This window comes from Vibrio coralliilyticus ATCC BAA-450 (assembly GCF_000176135.1).
Lineage (GTDB): Bacteria > Pseudomonadota > Gammaproteobacteria > Enterobacterales > Vibrionaceae > Vibrio > Vibrio coralliilyticus.
In genome coordinates, this window is the sequence record NZ_ACZN01000013.1 from 180312 (window position 1) to 197657 (window position 17346).

General features: G+C 46.7%; 12 protein-coding genes and 2 tRNA genes. 4 read left to right on the forward strand and 10 right to left on the reverse strand.

The genetic code is table 11. From position 1 onward, the window contains the following. The first annotated feature begins 412 nt into the window (after window positions 1-412). From gltB to VIC_RS04235, 3 genes are all read left to right on the forward strand, one after another. Window positions 413-4876, forward strand: coding sequence for a glutamate synthase large subunit (gltB, locus tag VIC_RS04225; RefSeq protein ID WP_006958043.1), 4464 nt, complete (start codon window positions 413-415; stop codon window positions 4874-4876). Between the two features lie 20 nt (window positions 4877-4896). Further along, window positions 4897-6309 (forward strand): FAD-dependent oxidoreductase, encoded by a 1413-nt coding sequence (locus VIC_RS04230; RefSeq protein WP_006958044.1) that lies wholly within the window; start codon window positions 4897-4899, stop codon window positions 6307-6309. Window positions 6310-6415: 106 nt separating this feature from the next. Beyond that, entirely contained in the window at window positions 6416-6844 is a 429-nt protein-coding gene (locus VIC_RS04235) for a DUF1499 domain-containing protein (protein ID WP_039951264.1), read from the forward strand. 53 nt (window positions 6845-6897) lie between these two features. Here the strand turns inward: VIC_RS04235 and truB are convergent, their stop codons facing one another. The 10 genes from truB to ubiT all read right to left on the reverse strand — a co-directional run bounded on the left by truB (window position 6898) and on the right by ubiT (window position 15044). Continuing rightward, complete coding sequence (truB, locus tag VIC_RS04240) at window positions 6898-7833, reverse strand: tRNA pseudouridine(55) synthase TruB (RefSeq protein ID WP_006958046.1); 936 nt, start codon at window positions 7831-7833, stop codon at window positions 6898-6900. Further along, window positions 7833-8246, reverse strand: a complete 414-nt coding sequence (gene rbfA / locus VIC_RS04245; RefSeq protein WP_006958047.1) for a 30S ribosome-binding factor RbfA — start codon at window positions 8244-8246, stop codon at window positions 7833-7835. The genes truB and rbfA overlap by 1 nt, the downstream gene beginning before the upstream one ends. A 104-nt stretch (window positions 8247-8350) precedes the next feature. Continuing rightward, complete coding sequence (gene infB, locus VIC_RS04250; protein ID WP_006958048.1) at window positions 8351-11038, reverse strand: translation initiation factor IF-2; 2688 nt, start codon at window positions 11036-11038, stop codon at window positions 8351-8353. 22 nt (window positions 11039-11060) lie between these two features. Beyond that, a complete protein-coding gene (nusA, locus tag VIC_RS04255; protein WP_006958049.1) occupies window positions 11061-12548 on the reverse strand; it encodes a transcription termination factor NusA in 1488 nt (495 codons plus the stop codon). 24 nt (window positions 12549-12572) lie between these two features. Beyond that, a complete protein-coding gene (gene rimP / locus VIC_RS04260; protein ID WP_006958050.1) occupies window positions 12573-13028 on the reverse strand; it encodes a ribosome maturation factor RimP in 456 nt (151 codons plus the stop codon). 211 nt (window positions 13029-13239) lie between these two features. Then, a tRNA-Met gene (locus VIC_RS04265) sits at window positions 13240-13316 on the reverse strand. Window positions 13317-13371: 55 nt separating this feature from the next. After that, window positions 13372-13455, reverse strand: a tRNA-Leu gene (locus tag VIC_RS04270). Between the two features lie 15 nt (window positions 13456-13470). Continuing rightward, a complete protein-coding gene (secG, locus tag VIC_RS04275) occupies window positions 13471-13806 on the reverse strand; it encodes a preprotein translocase subunit SecG (protein WP_006958051.1) in 336 nt (111 codons plus the stop codon). 223 nt (window positions 13807-14029) lie between these two features. After that, window positions 14030-14533: a GNAT family N-acetyltransferase gene (locus tag VIC_RS04280; protein WP_006958053.1), complete on the reverse strand. Its 504-nt coding sequence runs from the start codon at window positions 14531-14533 to the stop codon at window positions 14030-14032. After that, window positions 14517-15044, reverse strand: a complete 528-nt coding sequence (ubiT, locus tag VIC_RS04285) for a ubiquinone anaerobic biosynthesis accessory factor UbiT (protein ID WP_039951266.1) — start codon at window positions 15042-15044, stop codon at window positions 14517-14519. The genes VIC_RS04280 and ubiT overlap by 17 nt, the downstream gene beginning before the upstream one ends. Window positions 15045-15242: 198 nt before the next feature. Here ubiT and VIC_RS04290 point away from each other — a divergent pair, with 198 nt between their 5' ends. Further along, a complete protein-coding gene (locus VIC_RS04290; protein WP_039951267.1) occupies window positions 15243-17282 on the forward strand; it encodes a sensor domain-containing protein in 2040 nt (679 codons plus the stop codon). Window positions 17283-17346: the final 64 nt, after the last annotated feature.

Sequence of the window (17346 nt, forward strand, 5' to 3'; positions counted from 1 at the left end):
GGTAGCAATGAATGATTCTGGGTCTAAAGCGAATAACTAATCAATCCTTCCAAACTTCCCAACTTGACCAGCACATTATGCTGGTCTTTTTTATATCCACCGAACTCAATTGTTGCAAAAATGTAACAATCAAAAATCTATACATATGATATATAAGTACTTTTCTAGGTTATTGCTTGGTAAATCGAACATTGACGTGATATTTCACCAAAAACTTGACCTTTTCTATCATAAGCTATACGTTGTGAAGTCGATGAAAATGATTTCGTCTTATTTTGTAAAATAATAACAAAAGATTTTGTGTATATTTATGCAAGATTTAACAACTTGAAAGCATAGTTAGTCATAAATACCAACCCTTTAAATGTTGGTAGTTCTGTCTGGAAGACAGAGAAGCAAAGGGAGAATTGCAATGGCTTTATATGATCCTAGTCTTGAAAAAGACAACTGTGGATTTGGTTTAATCGCCCACATGGAAGGACAACCAAGTCACAAACTGGTTCGTACAGCAATTTCGGCATTGGATCGCATGACCCACCGAGGCGGTATCGCCGCTGATGGTAAAACCGGTGATGGTTGTGGTCTTCTATTACAAAAGCCCGACTCATATTTACGCCTCATCGCTGAAGAAAACGGCTTCAACCTCGGTAAGCAATACGCTGTAGGTATGATGTTTTTCAGCCAAGACCCAGTCAAGGCACAATCCGCTAAAGACATCATCAATAAAGAGTTAGCTCAGGAAACACTAACCGTTTCGGGTTGGCGTGACGTGCCTACCAACTCAGATGTTTTAGGCCCGATCGCACTGGATTCGTTACCTAACATTCAACAAGTGTTCATTTCAGCTCCAGCAGGCTGGCGTGAGCGCGACATTGAGCGTCGTTTGTATATCGCACGCCGCCGCATAGAAAAGCAAATCACACAAGACAGTGATTTTTATATCTGCAGCTTGTCCACACAGGTGATTGTATATAAAGGTCTGTGTATGCCAGCAGACTTACCACGCTTTTACCTGGATCTTGCAGATTTACGCATGGAATCAGCTATTTGCTTGTTCCACCAGCGTTTTTCAACAAATACCCAACCACGTTGGCCGCTGGCTCAACCGTTCCGCTACCTGGCACACAATGGTGAAATCAACACCATTGAAGGCAACCGCCAATGGGCACGCGCTCGTGCATACAAATTCGCTTCGCCACTACTGCCTGATCTGCAAACGGCAGCTCCATTTGTTAACGAAACGGGCTCTGATTCATCCAGCCTGGACAACATGCTTGACCTTTTCCTCGCGGGGGGCATGGACGTCTTCCGCGCAATGAGAATGCTGGTGCCGCCTGCATGGCAGAACCACCCGGATATGGATCCGGACTTGCGTGCGTTCTATGACTTCAACTCTAAACACATGGAGCCATGGGATGGCCCTGCTGGCATCGTATTATCCGATGGTCGTTATGCCGCGTGTAACCTAGATCGTAATGGCCTGCGCCCAGCTCGTTATGTGATCACCAAAGATCAACTCATCACGCTGGCGTCAGAAGTGGGTATCTGGGATTACGCCCCCGACGAAGTGGCAGAAAAAGGCCGTGTTGGACCAGGCGAATTGTTGGTCGTTGACACACGCCGCGGGAAATTGTGGCAATCAAGTGAAATTGATAACGATCTAAAAGGTCGCCACCCATATAAAGAGTGGATGGACAACAACGTCCATAAGCTCACACCATTTGCTCAATTGCCTGAAGATCAGGTAGGTGAGCGCAATTTTGACAGCGATTTGCTCAAGACCTATCAGAAGCAATTCGCTATGACCAACGAAGAAGTCGATCAAGTCCTTAGAGTGCTTGGTGATATGGGTCAAGAAGCCGTTGGCTCTATGGGAGATGATACCCCGATGGCCGTTCTTTCTTCTAAAGAGCGCCTAGTTACCGACTACTTCCGTCAGAAATTTGCTCAGGTCACCAACCCGCCGATTGACCCGTTGCGTGAAAAACACGTCATGTCATTGGCGACCAGTGTTGGCCAAGAAATGAACGTGTTCTGCGAAACCGATGGGCACGCTCATCGCGTAACTTTTGATTCGCCGGTACTGCTTTATTCAGACATGCAGCAACTGCTCGAACTGGCTGATGCGCACTACCGTAACACCATCTTAGATATCAATTACGATCCTGAGAGAAAAGACCTAAAACAAGCGATCAACGACTTATGTGACCAAGCAGTCGATGTTGTGCGTGAAGGGACTGTATTGGTGGTTTTATCTGATCGCGCGTTAGTGAAAGGCAAGCTGCCGATTCCTGCGGCGATGGCAGTAGGCGCGGTGCAAACACGTTTGATTGAAGAGAATCTTCGTTGTGATGCCAACATTATTGTCGAGACAGCCACTGCTCGCGATCCACATCAGTTTGCTGTTCTACTTGGATTTGGTGCAACAGCGGTTTACCCATATTTGGCTTATGAAGCCTTAGGTAAACTGATTGATGATGGTGCGCTTGAAAAAAGCTACCGCGATGTGATGCAAAACTATCAATATGGCATCAACAAAGGCCTCTACAAGATCATGTCCAAAATGGGCATATCCACTGTTGCCTCTTACCGTTGTTCACAACTGTTTGAAGCGGTGGGTCTGAGTGAAGATGTCGTCGAACTTTGCTTCCGAGGGGTCACGACTCGTATACAAGGCGCCAGCTTCGACGACTTCCAGCAAGACTTGTTTAACCTTTCACGCAAAGCCTGGGCTAAACGTAAAGCCATTGAACATGGTGGTTTACTGAAATATGTCCATGGCGGCGAGTATCATGCCTATAACCCGGATGTCGTTGGCACATTGCAACAGGCCGTCAAATCTGGTGAGAGTGGTGATTATCAGAGTTTTGCCAAACAAGTAAACCAACGTCCGGTTGCGATGTTGCGAGACTTGATGACGCTGAAAAAATCTGCGAAGCCGCTACCACTAGAACAGGTCGAACCAAGCACTGAACTGTTTAAACGCTTTGACTCTGCCGCAATGTCCATTGGCGCTCTGAGCCCAGAAGCTCATGAAGCTTTGGCAACTGCAATGAACCGCCTCGGTGGCTATTCAAATTCAGGTGAAGGTGGCGAAGATCCACGTCGCTTCGGTACAGAGCGTAACTCTCGTATTAAACAGATTGCCTCAGGTCGATTTGGTGTGACCCCGCATTACCTAACCAATGCCGACGTACTGCAAATCAAGGTCGCGCAGGGTGCAAAACCGGGTGAAGGTGGTCAGCTTCCAGGGCATAAGGTTACAGCGGAAATCGCTAAGCTACGTTATTCGGTACAAGGCGTCACGCTGATCTCTCCGCCGCCGCACCACGATATCTATTCGATTGAAGATTTAGCTCAGCTGATCTTCGACCTAAAACAGGTCAACCCAAACGCCTTAGTATCAGTCAAACTGGTTTCTGAACCTGGTGTTGGCACTATTGCCACTGGTGTGGCAAAAGCGTATGCAGACTTGATCACCATCTCAGGCTATGACGGGGGAACAGCTGCCAGCCCACTGACATCGGTAAAATACGCAGGTTGCCCTTGGGAGCTAGGCCTTGCCGAAACTCAACAAGCACTGGTGGCTAACGGGCTTCGTCACAAGATTCGCCTTCAAGTGGATGGCGGTCTAAAAACAGGTTTAGACGTTGTAAAAGCCGCGATACTCGGCGCTGAAAGCTTCGGCTTTGGAACAGCTCCTATGGTAGCGATGGGCTGTAAGTTCCTGCGTATTTGTCACCTCAATAACTGCGCAACTGGCGTCGCCACTCAAGACGAAATGCTACGCAAAGAATTCTTTAAAGGTCTACCTGAGCAAGTGATGAATTACTTTGTCGGTTTGGCTGATGAAGTACGCGCCTTGCTAGCAGAGCTGGAAGTGGAAAAACTCACCGATCTCATCGGTCGTACTGAACTGCTTGAGACAGTAGAGGGCATGACCGCCAAGCAAACCAAGCTCGACTTAAGCAATATTCTTGAAGCGCCTGTATCACCGGAAGGTCATCCACTATTTTGGACAGAACCTAACACACCGTTTGATAAGGCTGAGTTGAACCAGAAGATCATCGATGATGCCCTTTCAGCCGTAGAGGCACGCGAGTCCGCTAGCTTCTTCTATAACGTCATCAATACCGATCGCTCGATTGGTGCACGTCTATCAGGTGAAATTGCTAAGCGCTATGGAAACCAAGGCATGGCGGCAACACCCATTAAGCTCCACCTTGATGGCACCGCTGGACAATCATTTGGTGTCTGGAATGCCGGTGGCGTAGAACAGTATCTCACTGGCGATGCCAATGACTATGTTGGTAAAGGCATGGCTGGGGGCAAGTTGGTCATCAAACCACACTTAGGGACAGCATTCCGCTGTAATGAAGCCACCATCATTGGTAACACCTGCTTGTACGGTGCAACCGGGGGCAAACTCTTTGCAGCAGGTACGGCTGGCGAGCGCTTTGGCGTACGCAACTCAGGAACCATCGCGGTTATTGAAGGCGCAGGCGACAATGCTTGTGAATATATGACTGGTGGAATTGTGGCAATTCTTGGCGCAACCGGAGTCAATTTTGGCGCAGGTATGACAGGCGGGTTTGCCTACGTTCTTGATAAGAACGAAGACTTCCAAGGCCGAGTGAACAATGAATCAGTCGAGGCACTGGCGCTGTCTGATCTCTATATCCATCAGGAACATTTACGTGGCCTGATTGCAGAGCATCTTGAAGAGACAAACTCAGTTCACGCTGAAGATATTCTGGCGAACTTTGATGAATGGATTCCAAAGTTCTATCTGGTGAAACCTAAAGCCGCGGATCTTCGTACCCTGCTTGGTCACCAAAGTCGTAGTGCCGCAGAACTTCGCGTTCAAGCGCAGTAATCATGGAGGATGTTTGAATCATGAGCCAGAACGTATACCAATTTATTGACGTACAACGTGTCGATCCTGCGAAGAAACCGATTAAAGTTCGCAAGATTGAATTCGTCGAGATTTACGAACCCTTTACTAAACAGCAAGCCACTGCCCAAGCTGATCGCTGCCTCGATTGTGGTAACCCATACTGCGAGTGGAAGTGTCCTGTTCATAACTACATTCCGCAGTGGCTGAAACTTGCCAATGAGGGGCGTATTCTTGAAGCAGTAGAGCTATCTCATCAGACAAACAGCCTGCCTGAAGTGTGTGGCCGAGTCTGTCCACAGGATCGATTGTGTGAGGGTTCTTGTACCCTCAATAACGATTTTGGTGCCGTCACGATTGGTAACATAGAGAAGTACATTACCGACAAAGCGTTTGAAATGGGTTGGAAGCCCGACATGTCACAAGTCGAATGGACAGACAAAAAGGTGGCCATTATCGGCGCAGGCCCTGCAGGACTTGCTGCCGCAGATATTTTAGTGCGCAATGGCGTCAAACCTGTCGTTTTTGATCGCTACCCTGAAATCGGAGGCCTACTCACTTTTGGCATCCCATCGTTCAAACTGGAAAAAGGCGTGATGGAAAATCGTCGCCGCGTCTTCACAGATATGGGCGTTGAATTTCGCCTCAACGTTGAAGTCGGCCAGGATATAACGATGCAGCAACTGCTCGACGATTATGATGCTGTTTTTCTAGGGGTCGGAACATACAAGTCTATGCGAGCTGGATTAGAAAACGAAGACGCGCCGGGCGTATACGATGCACTGCCGTTTTTGATTTCCAACACTTACAAAGTCATGAACTTAGAAGACACACAACCCTTCGTAGATATGGCGGGTAAAAAAGTGGTCGTACTCGGGGGTGGCGATACCGCAATGGACTGTGTTCGCACGTCAATCCGACAAGGCGCCTCTAACGTCATTTGTGCCTATCGACGTGATGAAGCCAATATGCCGGGCTCTCGTCGAGAAGTAAAAAATGCCAAGGAAGAAGGCGTCGACTTTAAGTTTAACCTTCAACCTTTGGGTGTCGAAGTGGATGTCTCTGGCAAAGTATCGGGTGTGAAAGTGGTTAAAACGGCCCTCGGAGAACCCGATGAAGCCGGACGTCGTCGCCCAGAACCTGTGGAAGGGAGTGAACATGTTCTGCCAGCAGACGCTGTAATTATGGCGTTTGGATTCCAGCCGCATAAGATGGAATGGCTAGCGCCTTATGATGTGGAGCTCGATCAGTGGGGAAGAATCAAAGCCCCTTCTGAACAAGAGTTTCAGTATCAGACCAGCAATGAGAAAATCTTCGCGGGTGGTGATGCTGTGCGAGGCTCGGACTTAGTCGTGACCGCCATTGATGAAGGACGCAAAGCTGCAGAAGGAATCCTTGATTACCTTGAAGTCTGATAAACGATCATTGATATGAAATTTGGGTTGACGTTTGTGCGTCAACCCTTTTTTATAGAAGTTCTTTAACTAATACACTTAGTTTATAACAATAAGGACATTGTGAATGAAAAGGCCCGCGCTCTTAATCACTTCCGTGATGCTACTATCCGCTTGCAGCCAAGGAGTCCAAACTATGACTGATCGCACCTCATCACCATGTGGTGATAAACCGAACTGTGTTTCCACGCAAGACGAGAGAGAAAAACACCAACTCGCCCCGTTCACTCTCACCAGCCATGCTAGTATCGACGCAATTGAAAATGCGGCACTTCAATTACCCGGTGCAAAAACAGCGGTAAAAGAAGAAGGCTATTTGAGGATAGAATGCACATCAAAAATCATGCGCTTTGTTGATGATCTTGAGTTACGCATAGAAGGAAACAACTTGTTGGTTCGTTCTGAATCCCGCACGGGATACTCAGATTTCGGCGTCAATCGAAAACGCGCCGAACAACTGAGAGCATTATTGCGTAGCGCGGAGCAGGTTCAGTAACCAGATATAAAAAAACCGAAGCGAACGCTTCGGTTTTTACTGTGCTGCGCTATTTAATCGCGAAAAACAACCAGACGCTTAGGCGCGACCTTTCCGTCATCGTTCAATTCCGCAACACCAATAAAGGTACGCTCATCACCCGAGGTCATGCGCAGCGTTCCTTCTGGTACACCAAGAACATACACTGGCTGTCCGTGCTGAACTAAGTCAGTCTGCTCCGCATTGAGGTTCACTTCCGGTAAATCTTCCACCGCAGTGTCCATTGGCAGTAACAATGGGTCGAGTACCTCACGTGGTGCCACTTCATCACGGTGTGCTTGCTCCAACAACTCATTAAGTTGCTCAAGCGTCACCATTTTTTCGTATGGATAGTTAGCGACTGCCGTACGACGAAGCATAGTCACGTGTGCACCACAACCAAGCATTTCACCAAGATCATCAACTATCGTGCGGATATAAGTGCCTTTTGAACAATGCACTTCCATCTCAATTTCGTCACCTTCAAAACGATGTAAGATGATTTCATAAACCGTGATCTTGCGAGCTTCACGCGGGACTTCGATACCTTGACGAGCGTACTCGTATAAAGGCTTACCTTGATACTTGAGCGCGGAAAACATCGATGGCACCTGATCCGATTCACCGCGGAACTTGTCGATACACGCTTCCAGTTTCGTCATATCGACATCAACAGGGCGAGTTTCGATAACTTCACCGTCCGAGTCCGACGTATTGGTGCGCTCACCTAGCTTGGCGATAACACGATAACGCTTATCTGAATCGAGGAGGAACTGCGAAAACTTCGTGGCTTCTCCAAGACAAATTGGCAGCATGCCAGTCGCAAGCGGATCCAGAGCGCCAGTATGCCCGGCTTTCTCTGCAAAATAGATGCGTTTGACTTTCTGTAACGCATCATTGGATGAAATACCTGTCGGTTTATCTAACAGGATGACTCCATCAATTGGACGACCTTTACGACGGCGAGCCATTATGCGTTGTCCTCTTCCGAGTTTTCGCCATCACGGCCAGCGTCTTGCTGCTTACGTTTGTCTTCACTTACCACTTCGCTGACAAGGTTAGACATACGCATGCCTTCAACCAAAGTGTTGTCGTATTCGAAACGAATTTCAGGTGTCAGACGCAGACGAATGCGTTTACCCAGCATCATGCGAATGTGAACTTCGTGTTCACGAAGTGCTTTTAAGCATGACTCAGGTGTTTGTTCACCCACACATAAGAAGGTCACGAACACCTTTGCATACGCAAGGTCACGAGACACTTCTACGTCTGAGATAGTAACCATACCCAAACGTGAATCACGAACTTCACGTTGTAGGATCATGGCCAGTTCTTTTTGCAACTGCTGCGATACTCGCTGCGTGCGGCTAAATTCTTTTGACATATCTTTTCTCTTATTAGAAAGAATGGGGGGATGGATAAATTCCAGCCCCCCATGGCGTATTCAACAACCTGTTACCGACACTCACTGCCGGTAAAGTTAGTCAATTAGTCTAGAGTACGTTTAACTTCAACAACTTCGAAGACTTCGATTTGGTCACCAACGCGAACATCATTGTAGTTCTTAACGCCGATACCACATTCGTAGCCGTTCTTAACTTCTTGAACGTCGTCTTTAAAGCGACGTAGTGACTCTAGTTCACCTTCGTAGATAACCACGTTCTCACGTAGTACACGAATAGGGTTATTACGCTTAATAGTACCTTCAGTAACCATACAACCCGCGATAGCGCCAAGTTTAGGTGACTTAAATACATCACGTACTTCTGCAAGGCCGATGATTTCTTGCTTGAACTCTGGAGCAAGCATACCGCCCATTGCTTGTTTCACTTCGTCAATCAATTGGTAAATGATTGAGTAGTAGCGCAGGTCTAGGTTTTCTGTTTCGACTGCACGGCGAGCTGTTGCATCAGCACGAACGTTGAAACCTAGGATGATAGCGTTAGAAGCAGCTGCTAGAACGGCGTCTGTTTCCGTTATACCACCAACACCAGAACCAACGATGTTCACTTTCACTTCTTCAGTAGAAAGTTTACGTAGCGAGTCTGCGATAGCTTCCACAGAACCTTGAACGTCTGCTTTAAGTACTACGTTAAGCTCAGCCACTTCACCAGCAGCCATGTTAGAGAACATGTTCTCTAGTTTCGCTTTTTGCTGACGTGCTAGTTTAACATCACGGAATTTACCTTGACGGTAGTTAGCAACTTCACGTGCTTTACGCTCATCACGAACAACAGTCGCTTCGTCACCAGATGCAGGCACACCAGACAGACCGATGATTTCTACTGGGATAGAAGGACCCGCAGTGAAAATTTCTTGACCATTCTCGTCACGCATTGCACGAACACGGCCGTACTCTTGACCACAAAGAAGGATATCACCTTTGTTTAGAGTACCAGACTGAACCAGTACAGTGGCAACAGGACCGCGACCTTTATCTAGGCGAGATTCAACAACCACACCAGACGCCATGCCTTCTTCTACCGCTGTCAGCTCAAGAACTTCAGATTGTAGAAGGATAGTTTCTAGCAGGCCTTCAATGTTTGTACCCTGTTTCGCAGAGATGTGAACGAACATGTTCTCACCGCCCCACTCCTCAGGAATAACATCGTACTGAGCTAGCTCATTCTTAACGTTATCTGGGTTCGCGTCTTCTTTATCGATCTTGTTCACTGCAACAATCAGAGGTACACCCGCTGCTTTCGCGTGCTGGATTGCTTCGATTGTCTGTGGCATTACGCCATCGTCTGCTGCTACAACAAGAACAACGATATCTGTTGCCTGAGCACCACGAGCACGCATTGCAGTAAACGCCGCGTGTCCAGGAGTATCCAGGAAGGTAATCATGCCGTTTTCAGTTTCAACGTGGTATGCACCGATGTGCTGTGTAATACCACCAGCTTCACCTGAAGCAACGTGTGCTTTACGGATGTAGTCAAGTGTCGATGTCTTACCATGGTCAACGTGACCCATGATGGTAACAACCGGAGCACGAGGAACTGCTTCTGCATTGCTGTCACGATCTGACAGTACTGCTTCTTCTAGCTCATTCTCTTTACGCAAAATTACCTTGTGACCCATTTCTTCAGCAACAAGTTGTGCTGTTTCTTGGTCGATAACCTGGTTGATCGTCGCCATTGCGCCCATCTTCATCATTACTTTGATAACTTCTGTGCCTTTTACAGACATCTTGTTAGCAAGTTCTGATACAACGATGGTTTCACCGATAACAACGTCAGCTTTCGCAACGGTAGCTGTCTTATCGAAACCTTGTTGCATTGATGCAGGTTTCGCCAGTTTACCTTTGTTGCGACCTTTACCGCCACGCTGGTTACGGCCGCCACGATTTTGATCATCGTTACCAGAAGTTTTCTTCTTCTTCTTACGACGACCACCTTCTTCTTTGCGGTCTGCAGCGTCTTCCGCTTCACGTGCGTATGATGAAGTCGTTACATGGTAGTCAGAGTTTTCCAACTCTTTCTTCTTCTGTTCCGCTTCAGTCCAACGAGCTTCATTTTCTTCCGCTAGTTTACGCGCTTCTTCAACAAGCTTAGCCGCTTCTTGTTCCGCTTTACGTTGGGCTTCTTCTTCCTGACGACGTTTAAGTTCGTCAGCTTCTTTTTTCGCTTGCGTGTTCACTTCCGCATTTTTTGCATTCATGTCTTTCTTAGCCTTATCAGCTTGTACGCGTTTGGCTTTTTCTTCAGCGTCACGTTTTGCGTCCGCTTCTCGCTTCGCTTTTTCTTCGGCCTCGCGTTGTGCTTTCTCTGCAGCTTCACGTTTTGCTAGCTCTTCAGCCTCACGCTTCGCAAGCTCTTCAGCTTCACGCTTTGCTGCTTCCTCAGCCTCGCGGTTTGCGTCGTCTTCGATAATGCTGCGCTTCACATAAGTTCGCTTCTTGCGAACTTCTACTTGAACATCCTTACTCTTGCCGCCACCTGCGTTTACGCTAAGTGTGCTGCGAGTTTTACGCTGTAGAGTTAAGCGAGTAGGCTCAGCTTCACCAGAAGTGTCGCCGTGCTCTTTCTTAAGGTGAGTCAGAAGCTTCTGCTTCTCTTCTTCAGAAACCTGATCTGTACCCGCTTTCGTCATACCGGCATCAGCAAGTTGCTCTAATAAGCGGTCCACTGGTGTACCAATTTCTTCACTCAGTGCCTTAACAGTAATTTTTGTCATGCCGCTTTCTCCTTGCTGAAATTTATGCGTCTTCGCCGAACCAACAGATGTTACGTGCTGCCATGATTAGCTCACCCGCATACTCTTCGGTTAGACCTTCAATACCTTCGAGATCATCGATACCCTGGTCAGCTAAATCTTCCAGTGTTGCTACACCTTTCGCTGCCAGTTTAAATGCCATTTCACGCTCTAGGCCTTCTAGAGCAAGTAGGTCTTCTGCAGGCTCTAAGCCTTCAAAAGATTCTTCCTGAGCCAGAGCCAGTGTAGTTAGGGCATCTTTTGCACGATTACGTAGTTCTTCGACAAGATCTTCGTCCAGACCATCGACTTCAAGCAGTTCGTTTACTGGTACGTAAGCTACCTCTTCAAGAGAAGAGAAACCTTCTTCAACTAACAGCTGAGCAAAATCTTCTTCGATATCTAGGTACTTCATGAAGTTTTCAATTGACGCTTGAGACTCTTCTGCGTGTTTCTTCTGCAGATCTTCAACCGTCATTACGTTCAGTTCCCAACCTGTTAGTTGAGAAGCTAGACGTACGTTTTGACCGTTACGGCCAATAGCTTGCGCTAGGTTATCGGCTTCAACCGCGATATCCATTGCGTGAGCATCTTCATCAACGATGATAGAAGCCACATCTGCTGGCGCCATTGCATTGATAACAAACTGAGCTGGGTTATCATCCCAAAGCACGATATCAATACGCTCACCGCCAAGCTCGCCAGAGACTGCCTGTACACGTGCACCACGCATACCAACACACGCACCCACTGGGTCGATACGCTTGTCGTTAGTCTTCACAGCAATCTTCGCACGAGAACCAGGATCACGAGCCGCACCTTTCAGTTCTATGATCTCTTCTGCAATTTCCGGTACTTCAACACGGAATAGCTCCGCCAGCATTTCTGGCTTAGAACGTGTGATGAATAGTTGGAAACCACGCGCTTCTGGTGCTACGCGGTACAGAAGGCCACGAACACGGTCACCCGGGCGGTGGTTTTCACGAGGAAGCTGGTCATCACGTAGGATTACCGCTTCAGCGTTGTTACCTAGATCAAGTACTATAGTTTCGCGGTTAACTTTCTTAACCACACCAGTAACTAGCTCACCTTCATTGTCGATGAACTGCTCAACGATCTGTGCACGTTCAGCTTCACGAACTTTCTGTACGATAACCTGCTTCGCTGTTTGCGTAGTAATACGGTCAAACGTTACTGATTCGATTTCATCTTCTACGTAGTCACCAATCTCAATCGTCTCATCATCAAACTGTGCAGCTTCAAGAGAGATTTCTTTTGTTGGGCTTTCTACTTCTTCAACTACTAACCAACGACGGAAAGTATCGAACTCACCCGTTTTACGGTCAATTTCAACACGAACATCGATTTCGATTTCGTGTTTCTTCTTTGTAGATGTAGCTAGAGCAATCTCTAGGGCTTCAAAGATGCGCTCACGAGGTACCCCTTTTTCGTTCGATACCGCTTCTGCTACCGCTAAAATTTCTTTACTCATTTTAAATAGCCTCTAAGACCTTAATTAAAATTTAGGGATCAGGTTAGCTTTTGAAATGTTGCTTAGAGCAAACTCTTCTGCGTTGCCGTCCACAGTAACTGTTACTGTTTCACCTTCGATTGCGTGGATAACACCTTTCCACTTACGACGGTTACCAACAGCCATTTTCAAAACGATGCTTACCTCGTGACCAATAAATTGTTCATAGTGTGCTGCTTTGAAAAGTGGTCTTTCTAAACCTGGAGAAGACACTTCTAGGTTGTAAGCCACGGTGATTGGATCTTCAACGTCCATTACTGCACTAACCTGACGGCTAACTTCTGCACAGTCATCCACAGAGATGCCATTTTCATGGTCAATAAAGATACGTAGCGTTGAATGTTCGCCTGCGCGAATAAATTCTAATCCAACTAACTCATAACCTGATGCTGCTACTGGCGCTTCAAGCATTTCAGTAAGTTGTCTTTCTAAACCAGTCATTTAAACCACTCCAGAAACAAAAAAAGGGCTCAGAGCCCAATTTAAATTCCAAGCAATGTCCGAACTTCTGCAATGCAGAAATTCAGATAACAAAAAACCCCGAAAGTCGGGGTTTTTTGATGCTGGACCCTGATGTGTTAAGCAATCAAAGTTTGCTTAACTCACAGTTGCTATTGCGACTGTGCAAACTTGTCCACATCCAGTAAAGGATTGGTTGCGGGGGCCGGATTTGAACCGACGACCTTCGGGTTATGAGCCCGACGAGCTACCAAGCTGCTCCACCCCGCGTCCGACTTGTCGAGCATTATACGCTCTCCAAGGTGTTTTACAAGTTTGTAAACAATGGTGCCGAGAGAGGGACTCGAACCCTCACACCTAAGGCACTAGCACCTCATGCTAGCGTGTCTACCAATTTCACCATCTCGGCAGCTAAATCTTTAGCTTATTGAGGAATTTCGTCGCCTGTTGGGGCTGGAACTTCACTCGCAGCATCATCAGCTTGCTGGATAACTTGACCTTGAGTCGGGTCAACCCACTGAGATTCAGTTTTATGAGTCGACATGTTACCTAGCACTAAGCTAAGGATGAAAAATACTGTTGCAAAAATTGCAGTCATTCGGGTTAGGAAATTACCTGAGCCGCTTGCGCCAAACACTGTGTTTGATGCGCCTGCACCGAATGAGGCTCCCATATCTGCGCCTTTACCTTGTTGAATCAGCACTAGGCCGATTACACCAACCGCTGCCAACAGGTAAATCACAAGTAGAACTGTAAACATGATTTCCACCTATGTTCCAAATTGTTGAGCCAGCGCCGCTCGAAAACTCATTCTTGATGTTTTTGAACAAGGCTAGCGACCTCCTTATCGAAGGCCGAGCAATACTAGCGAAAGGTTATTACGCTGACAAGTAGAATTTTTCAAAAAAAGACGACTTGATGGCTAAGCGGTCAAAAAAAGGACAAAAGTCATACTTTTCTTTTTACTTGCCAGTACATTTTGTCTAAAACGCTGAAAACTCAGGGCTGAATTCAATTCGGCCACTGCGATCGGTAAACTCATTCTCTGCCAGTGCTAACACTTGAAATGCACCAGCAGACGCTTCCCACTGACAACAAAAGCTGTACTTTTCACTCGCTTCAAAGCCAAAGCGAGAATAATACTCAGGTTCACCCAGTACCACACAAGCTGGGTAGCCAAACTCTTTTAGCGATTCCAGCCCCTCTTTAACTAACTCTGCCGCCAAACCTTGTCGGCGGTAGTCTGCTTTTATGGCGAGTGGAGCCAAGCACTGCCAGTTTAAGTCTTCACCATTTAATGTAACCGGACTGAACATGACGTGCCCAACCAATTCTCCTTCATCATTACAGGCAACCAATGATAAGGTTCTACGTCCGTTCTCTCTTAGCCTCATCACTAAATCTGCTTCAGTTTCTGTTTCAAAAGCAGACTTCAGTAGCCTGTCGACGGCAAGAATGTCAGCCGGAGCTTCAGTTCGAATAAGCATTGATAACCTCACTTTGTGCGAGTGGCGATTGTAACCCTTTCTGCACAAAATCGGCTAGTTCATTTAATAGTGTTTGCAACGGTTTCGGCAGCTGCTCTAAATCGACACTGTCCATCAGGTTCTTTATCTCTAACCCCAGCTCCGTATCTCCTTCTATAGACAAGCGGCGCTGGAAGAACAAAGTATCAGGATCTTCTTTTCGCCCAGCAATCAAAACCAGATCATTGAGATTGCCTCGAAAAGCAACGTCTTCTTTAACGGCTGAATCCGCAACCATCAACTGGCTATCTTGGTAACTAACATACCAACTTAGCTGCATATCTTTTATCTCAATTTTCAGCCACTTACCTTCTAGAAATTCAAAATCACCATCCTCAAGAGACTCTCTAAAAACGCTTTTTAGCCCCTCTAATAAGACTTTTTTTTGTACACTTTTAGGTAATAAGTGGACTGGAGATCGCAAAATTGATGCGGCATTTTCAACTAGCTGGGTGCGAATCTTGTTAATCACGAGCGTTATCCGTTACTTTGTAAATAGGATACTCATCATAATGGATGATGATGGAGCGATTCCTGTTGTGTATCAAAAAATTAGTCTGATACCGCTAGCCCTTTAATCTAGCGGCAATCACAGTTATAGTTATTGGTATCGCTTCTATTCACAGCTCTGTGACTCGTATTGCTCTTTGGAGAGTCGGTAATACCCTTGATGCTTTCGCAACAACTACAGCATTGGTTCACGAAGATAACGGCGAACAGCCCGTTTTTTTTCGCCATTTTGGATAGCCAGCATAACTATGCCATGGTTAATGGTCGCTATTGCGATATCGCAGGCCTATCCAACCAAGAACTGATCGGTATGAGCGATACGCAAACCTTAGGTAAGCATTTCTATAACCAACTCAAGCCCTACTATGAGCGTGCCTTCAACGGAGAATCCCTCGAAGCAGAAATCACGCTGAACGAAATTGACCTCGAAACCAGTCTGCATTTCAGCTTAGCCCCCATCGAAATCGACAAAAAAATTGAATACGTTGCCTTTCATGCGGTCGACACATCAGAAAAACATATTCTGGTTCGTTCTTTAGAAGAATCAGAAGGTAAGTTCTCAACACTCACCACTTTGTTGCCTGATGGCCTGCTACTGGTCGAAGAGGATTGCATCATATCTGCCAACCCTGCGGCAGTGCGTTTGCTCGGTTTTGAAGATAACAGTGATTTGTTAGGTGAAGAACTTTCCCGCCTATTTGTCGATGAGAAAACCAAGACAGTTTTCAGTAAATCGCTCAGCAGTTCACTGGCGAAAGCACCTTTGACCTGTCTGACTGGCCCAAGATGTGGCTTCGAGCGCCGTGTTCAGCTCCACGCTGATGACGCGATGGTACTGGGCTGCAATACTCAATTGGTGCTGATTCAAGATGCCGATGAAACTCCAAAACACTTGAGTAACAAGCCGTTAGAAGATGCACACATTGATTCTTTAACTGGCCTCTACAATCGTTTTGGTTTTACCAAACGTCTAGAGCAGTTCATTCACAATGAAACACCACTGTTACTGCTCTACCTCGATATCGATAATTTCAAGAACATCAACGACTCTTTAGGTCACCATATTGGTGATAAAGTGATTAAAGAAGTGTCATCTCGTCTTAAGCGTCTTTTACCGCAACATGCGGTAGTAGGGCATTTAGGAGGCGATGAATTTGGCCTGATATTGCCGGAACCAGAAAACAATCGAATGGCGGAGATTCTTGCTGAGCGCATCATCTCACTCATTAACCAGCCATTTGATCTGCACCATTTCAGCAAACGCTTAGCGTGCTCTATCGGCAGTGTGACGTATCCGGGAGATGGCAACGACGCACGGATTCTGCTGCAAAATGCCGACACCGCGATGTACGAAGCCAAAGACCGAGGTCGTAATCGCCTGATTAAGTTCAATGATCAGATGAACAAAGAAGCGCGTATGCGTTTATGGCTGGAAATTGAGCTGCAAAAAGCCTTACAACAGAATGGCTTGGAAGTCTGGTACCAGCCTAAGGTCAACGCTCGTGATTTCAGCATTAATGGCGCCGAAGCCCTTATCCGCTGGAAGCACCCTGTGGAAGGTTACATTAGCCCGGGCGCTTTTATCCCTGTCGCCGAACGAGCAGGTTTAATTGAACATCTGGGTCGAGTCGTTATGCGAGAAGTATTCAGCACGGTTAAACGCTGGAAACTTCAAGGTATTCTGCCGGGACGCGTCGCGATCAACCTTTCGCCAGAACAATTTGGCAATCCAAAACTGATCGATTATATGGAGAAGCTACTGCGTACTACAGAGCTTGATCCTAACTGCATCACGTTTGAGCTGACCGAAAGCGCCGTGATGAGCGACAGTGAGCACACCTTACAAATGCTCAACGCCATTAAAAAGCTTGGCTTTGCTTTATCGATTGACGACTTTGGTACCGGTTACTCATCACTTTCGTATCTTGCCCGCTTCCCAATAGATGAGCTTAAAATTGACCGCGCGTTTATCAATGACATCGATACGCTACCAAAACAGGTAACGGTAATCGAAAACATCATTAATCTGGGGAAATCGCTTAACCTAACGGTTGTTGCAGAAGGGGTCGAAACCCAGCAACAAGCTACTCTGCTCTCTAACCTCAATTGTAATTCGATTCAGGGTTTCCATTTCTATCGTCCGCAACCAAAGCAAGAAGTCGAAGAGCTCTTCGCTCAGCATCGTCGCCATAAAAACTGATCTCAACTCACTCTAAATGAGTATTTGACTCAGAAACTTACCTAAACCTGCCTTACATCAAACT

Excerpts from the sequence above, each read along its gene's own strand:
- gltB (WP_006958043.1), top strand. The coding sequence starts at position 413 with ATGGCTTTATATGATCCTAGTCTTGAAAAAGACAACTGTGGATTTGGT.
- VIC_RS04230 (WP_006958044.1), top strand. The coding sequence starts at position 4,897 with ATGAGCCAGAACGTATACCAATTTATTGACGTACAACGTGTCGATCCT.
- VIC_RS04235 (WP_039951264.1), top strand. The coding sequence starts at position 6,416 with ATGAAAAGGCCCGCGCTCTTAATCACTTCCGTGATGCTACTATCCGCT.
- truB (WP_006958046.1), bottom strand. The coding sequence starts at position 7,833 with ATGGCTCGCCGTCGTAAAGGTCGTCCAATTGATGGAGTCATCCTGTTA.
- rbfA (WP_006958047.1), bottom strand. The coding sequence starts at position 8,246 with ATGTCAAAAGAATTTAGCCGCACGCAGCGAGTATCGCAGCAGTTGCAA.
- infB (WP_006958048.1), bottom strand. The coding sequence starts at position 11,038 with ATGACAAAAATTACTGTTAAGGCACTGAGTGAAGAAATTGGTACACCA.
- nusA (WP_006958049.1), bottom strand. The coding sequence starts at position 12,548 with ATGAGTAAAGAAATTTTAGCGGTAGCAGAAGCGGTATCGAACGAAAAA.
- rimP (WP_006958050.1), bottom strand. The coding sequence starts at position 13,028 with ATGACTGGTTTAGAAAGACAACTTACTGAAATGCTTGAAGCGCCAGTA.
- secG (WP_006958051.1), bottom strand. The coding sequence starts at position 13,806 with ATGTTTACAGTTCTACTTGTGATTTACCTGTTGGCAGCGGTTGGTGTA.
- VIC_RS04280 (WP_006958053.1), bottom strand. The coding sequence starts at position 14,533 with ATGCTTATTCGAACTGAAGCTCCGGCTGACATTCTTGCCGTCGACAGG.
- VIC_RS04290 (WP_039951267.1), top strand. The coding sequence starts at position 15,243 with ATGCTTTCGCAACAACTACAGCATTGGTTCACGAAGATAACGGCGAAC.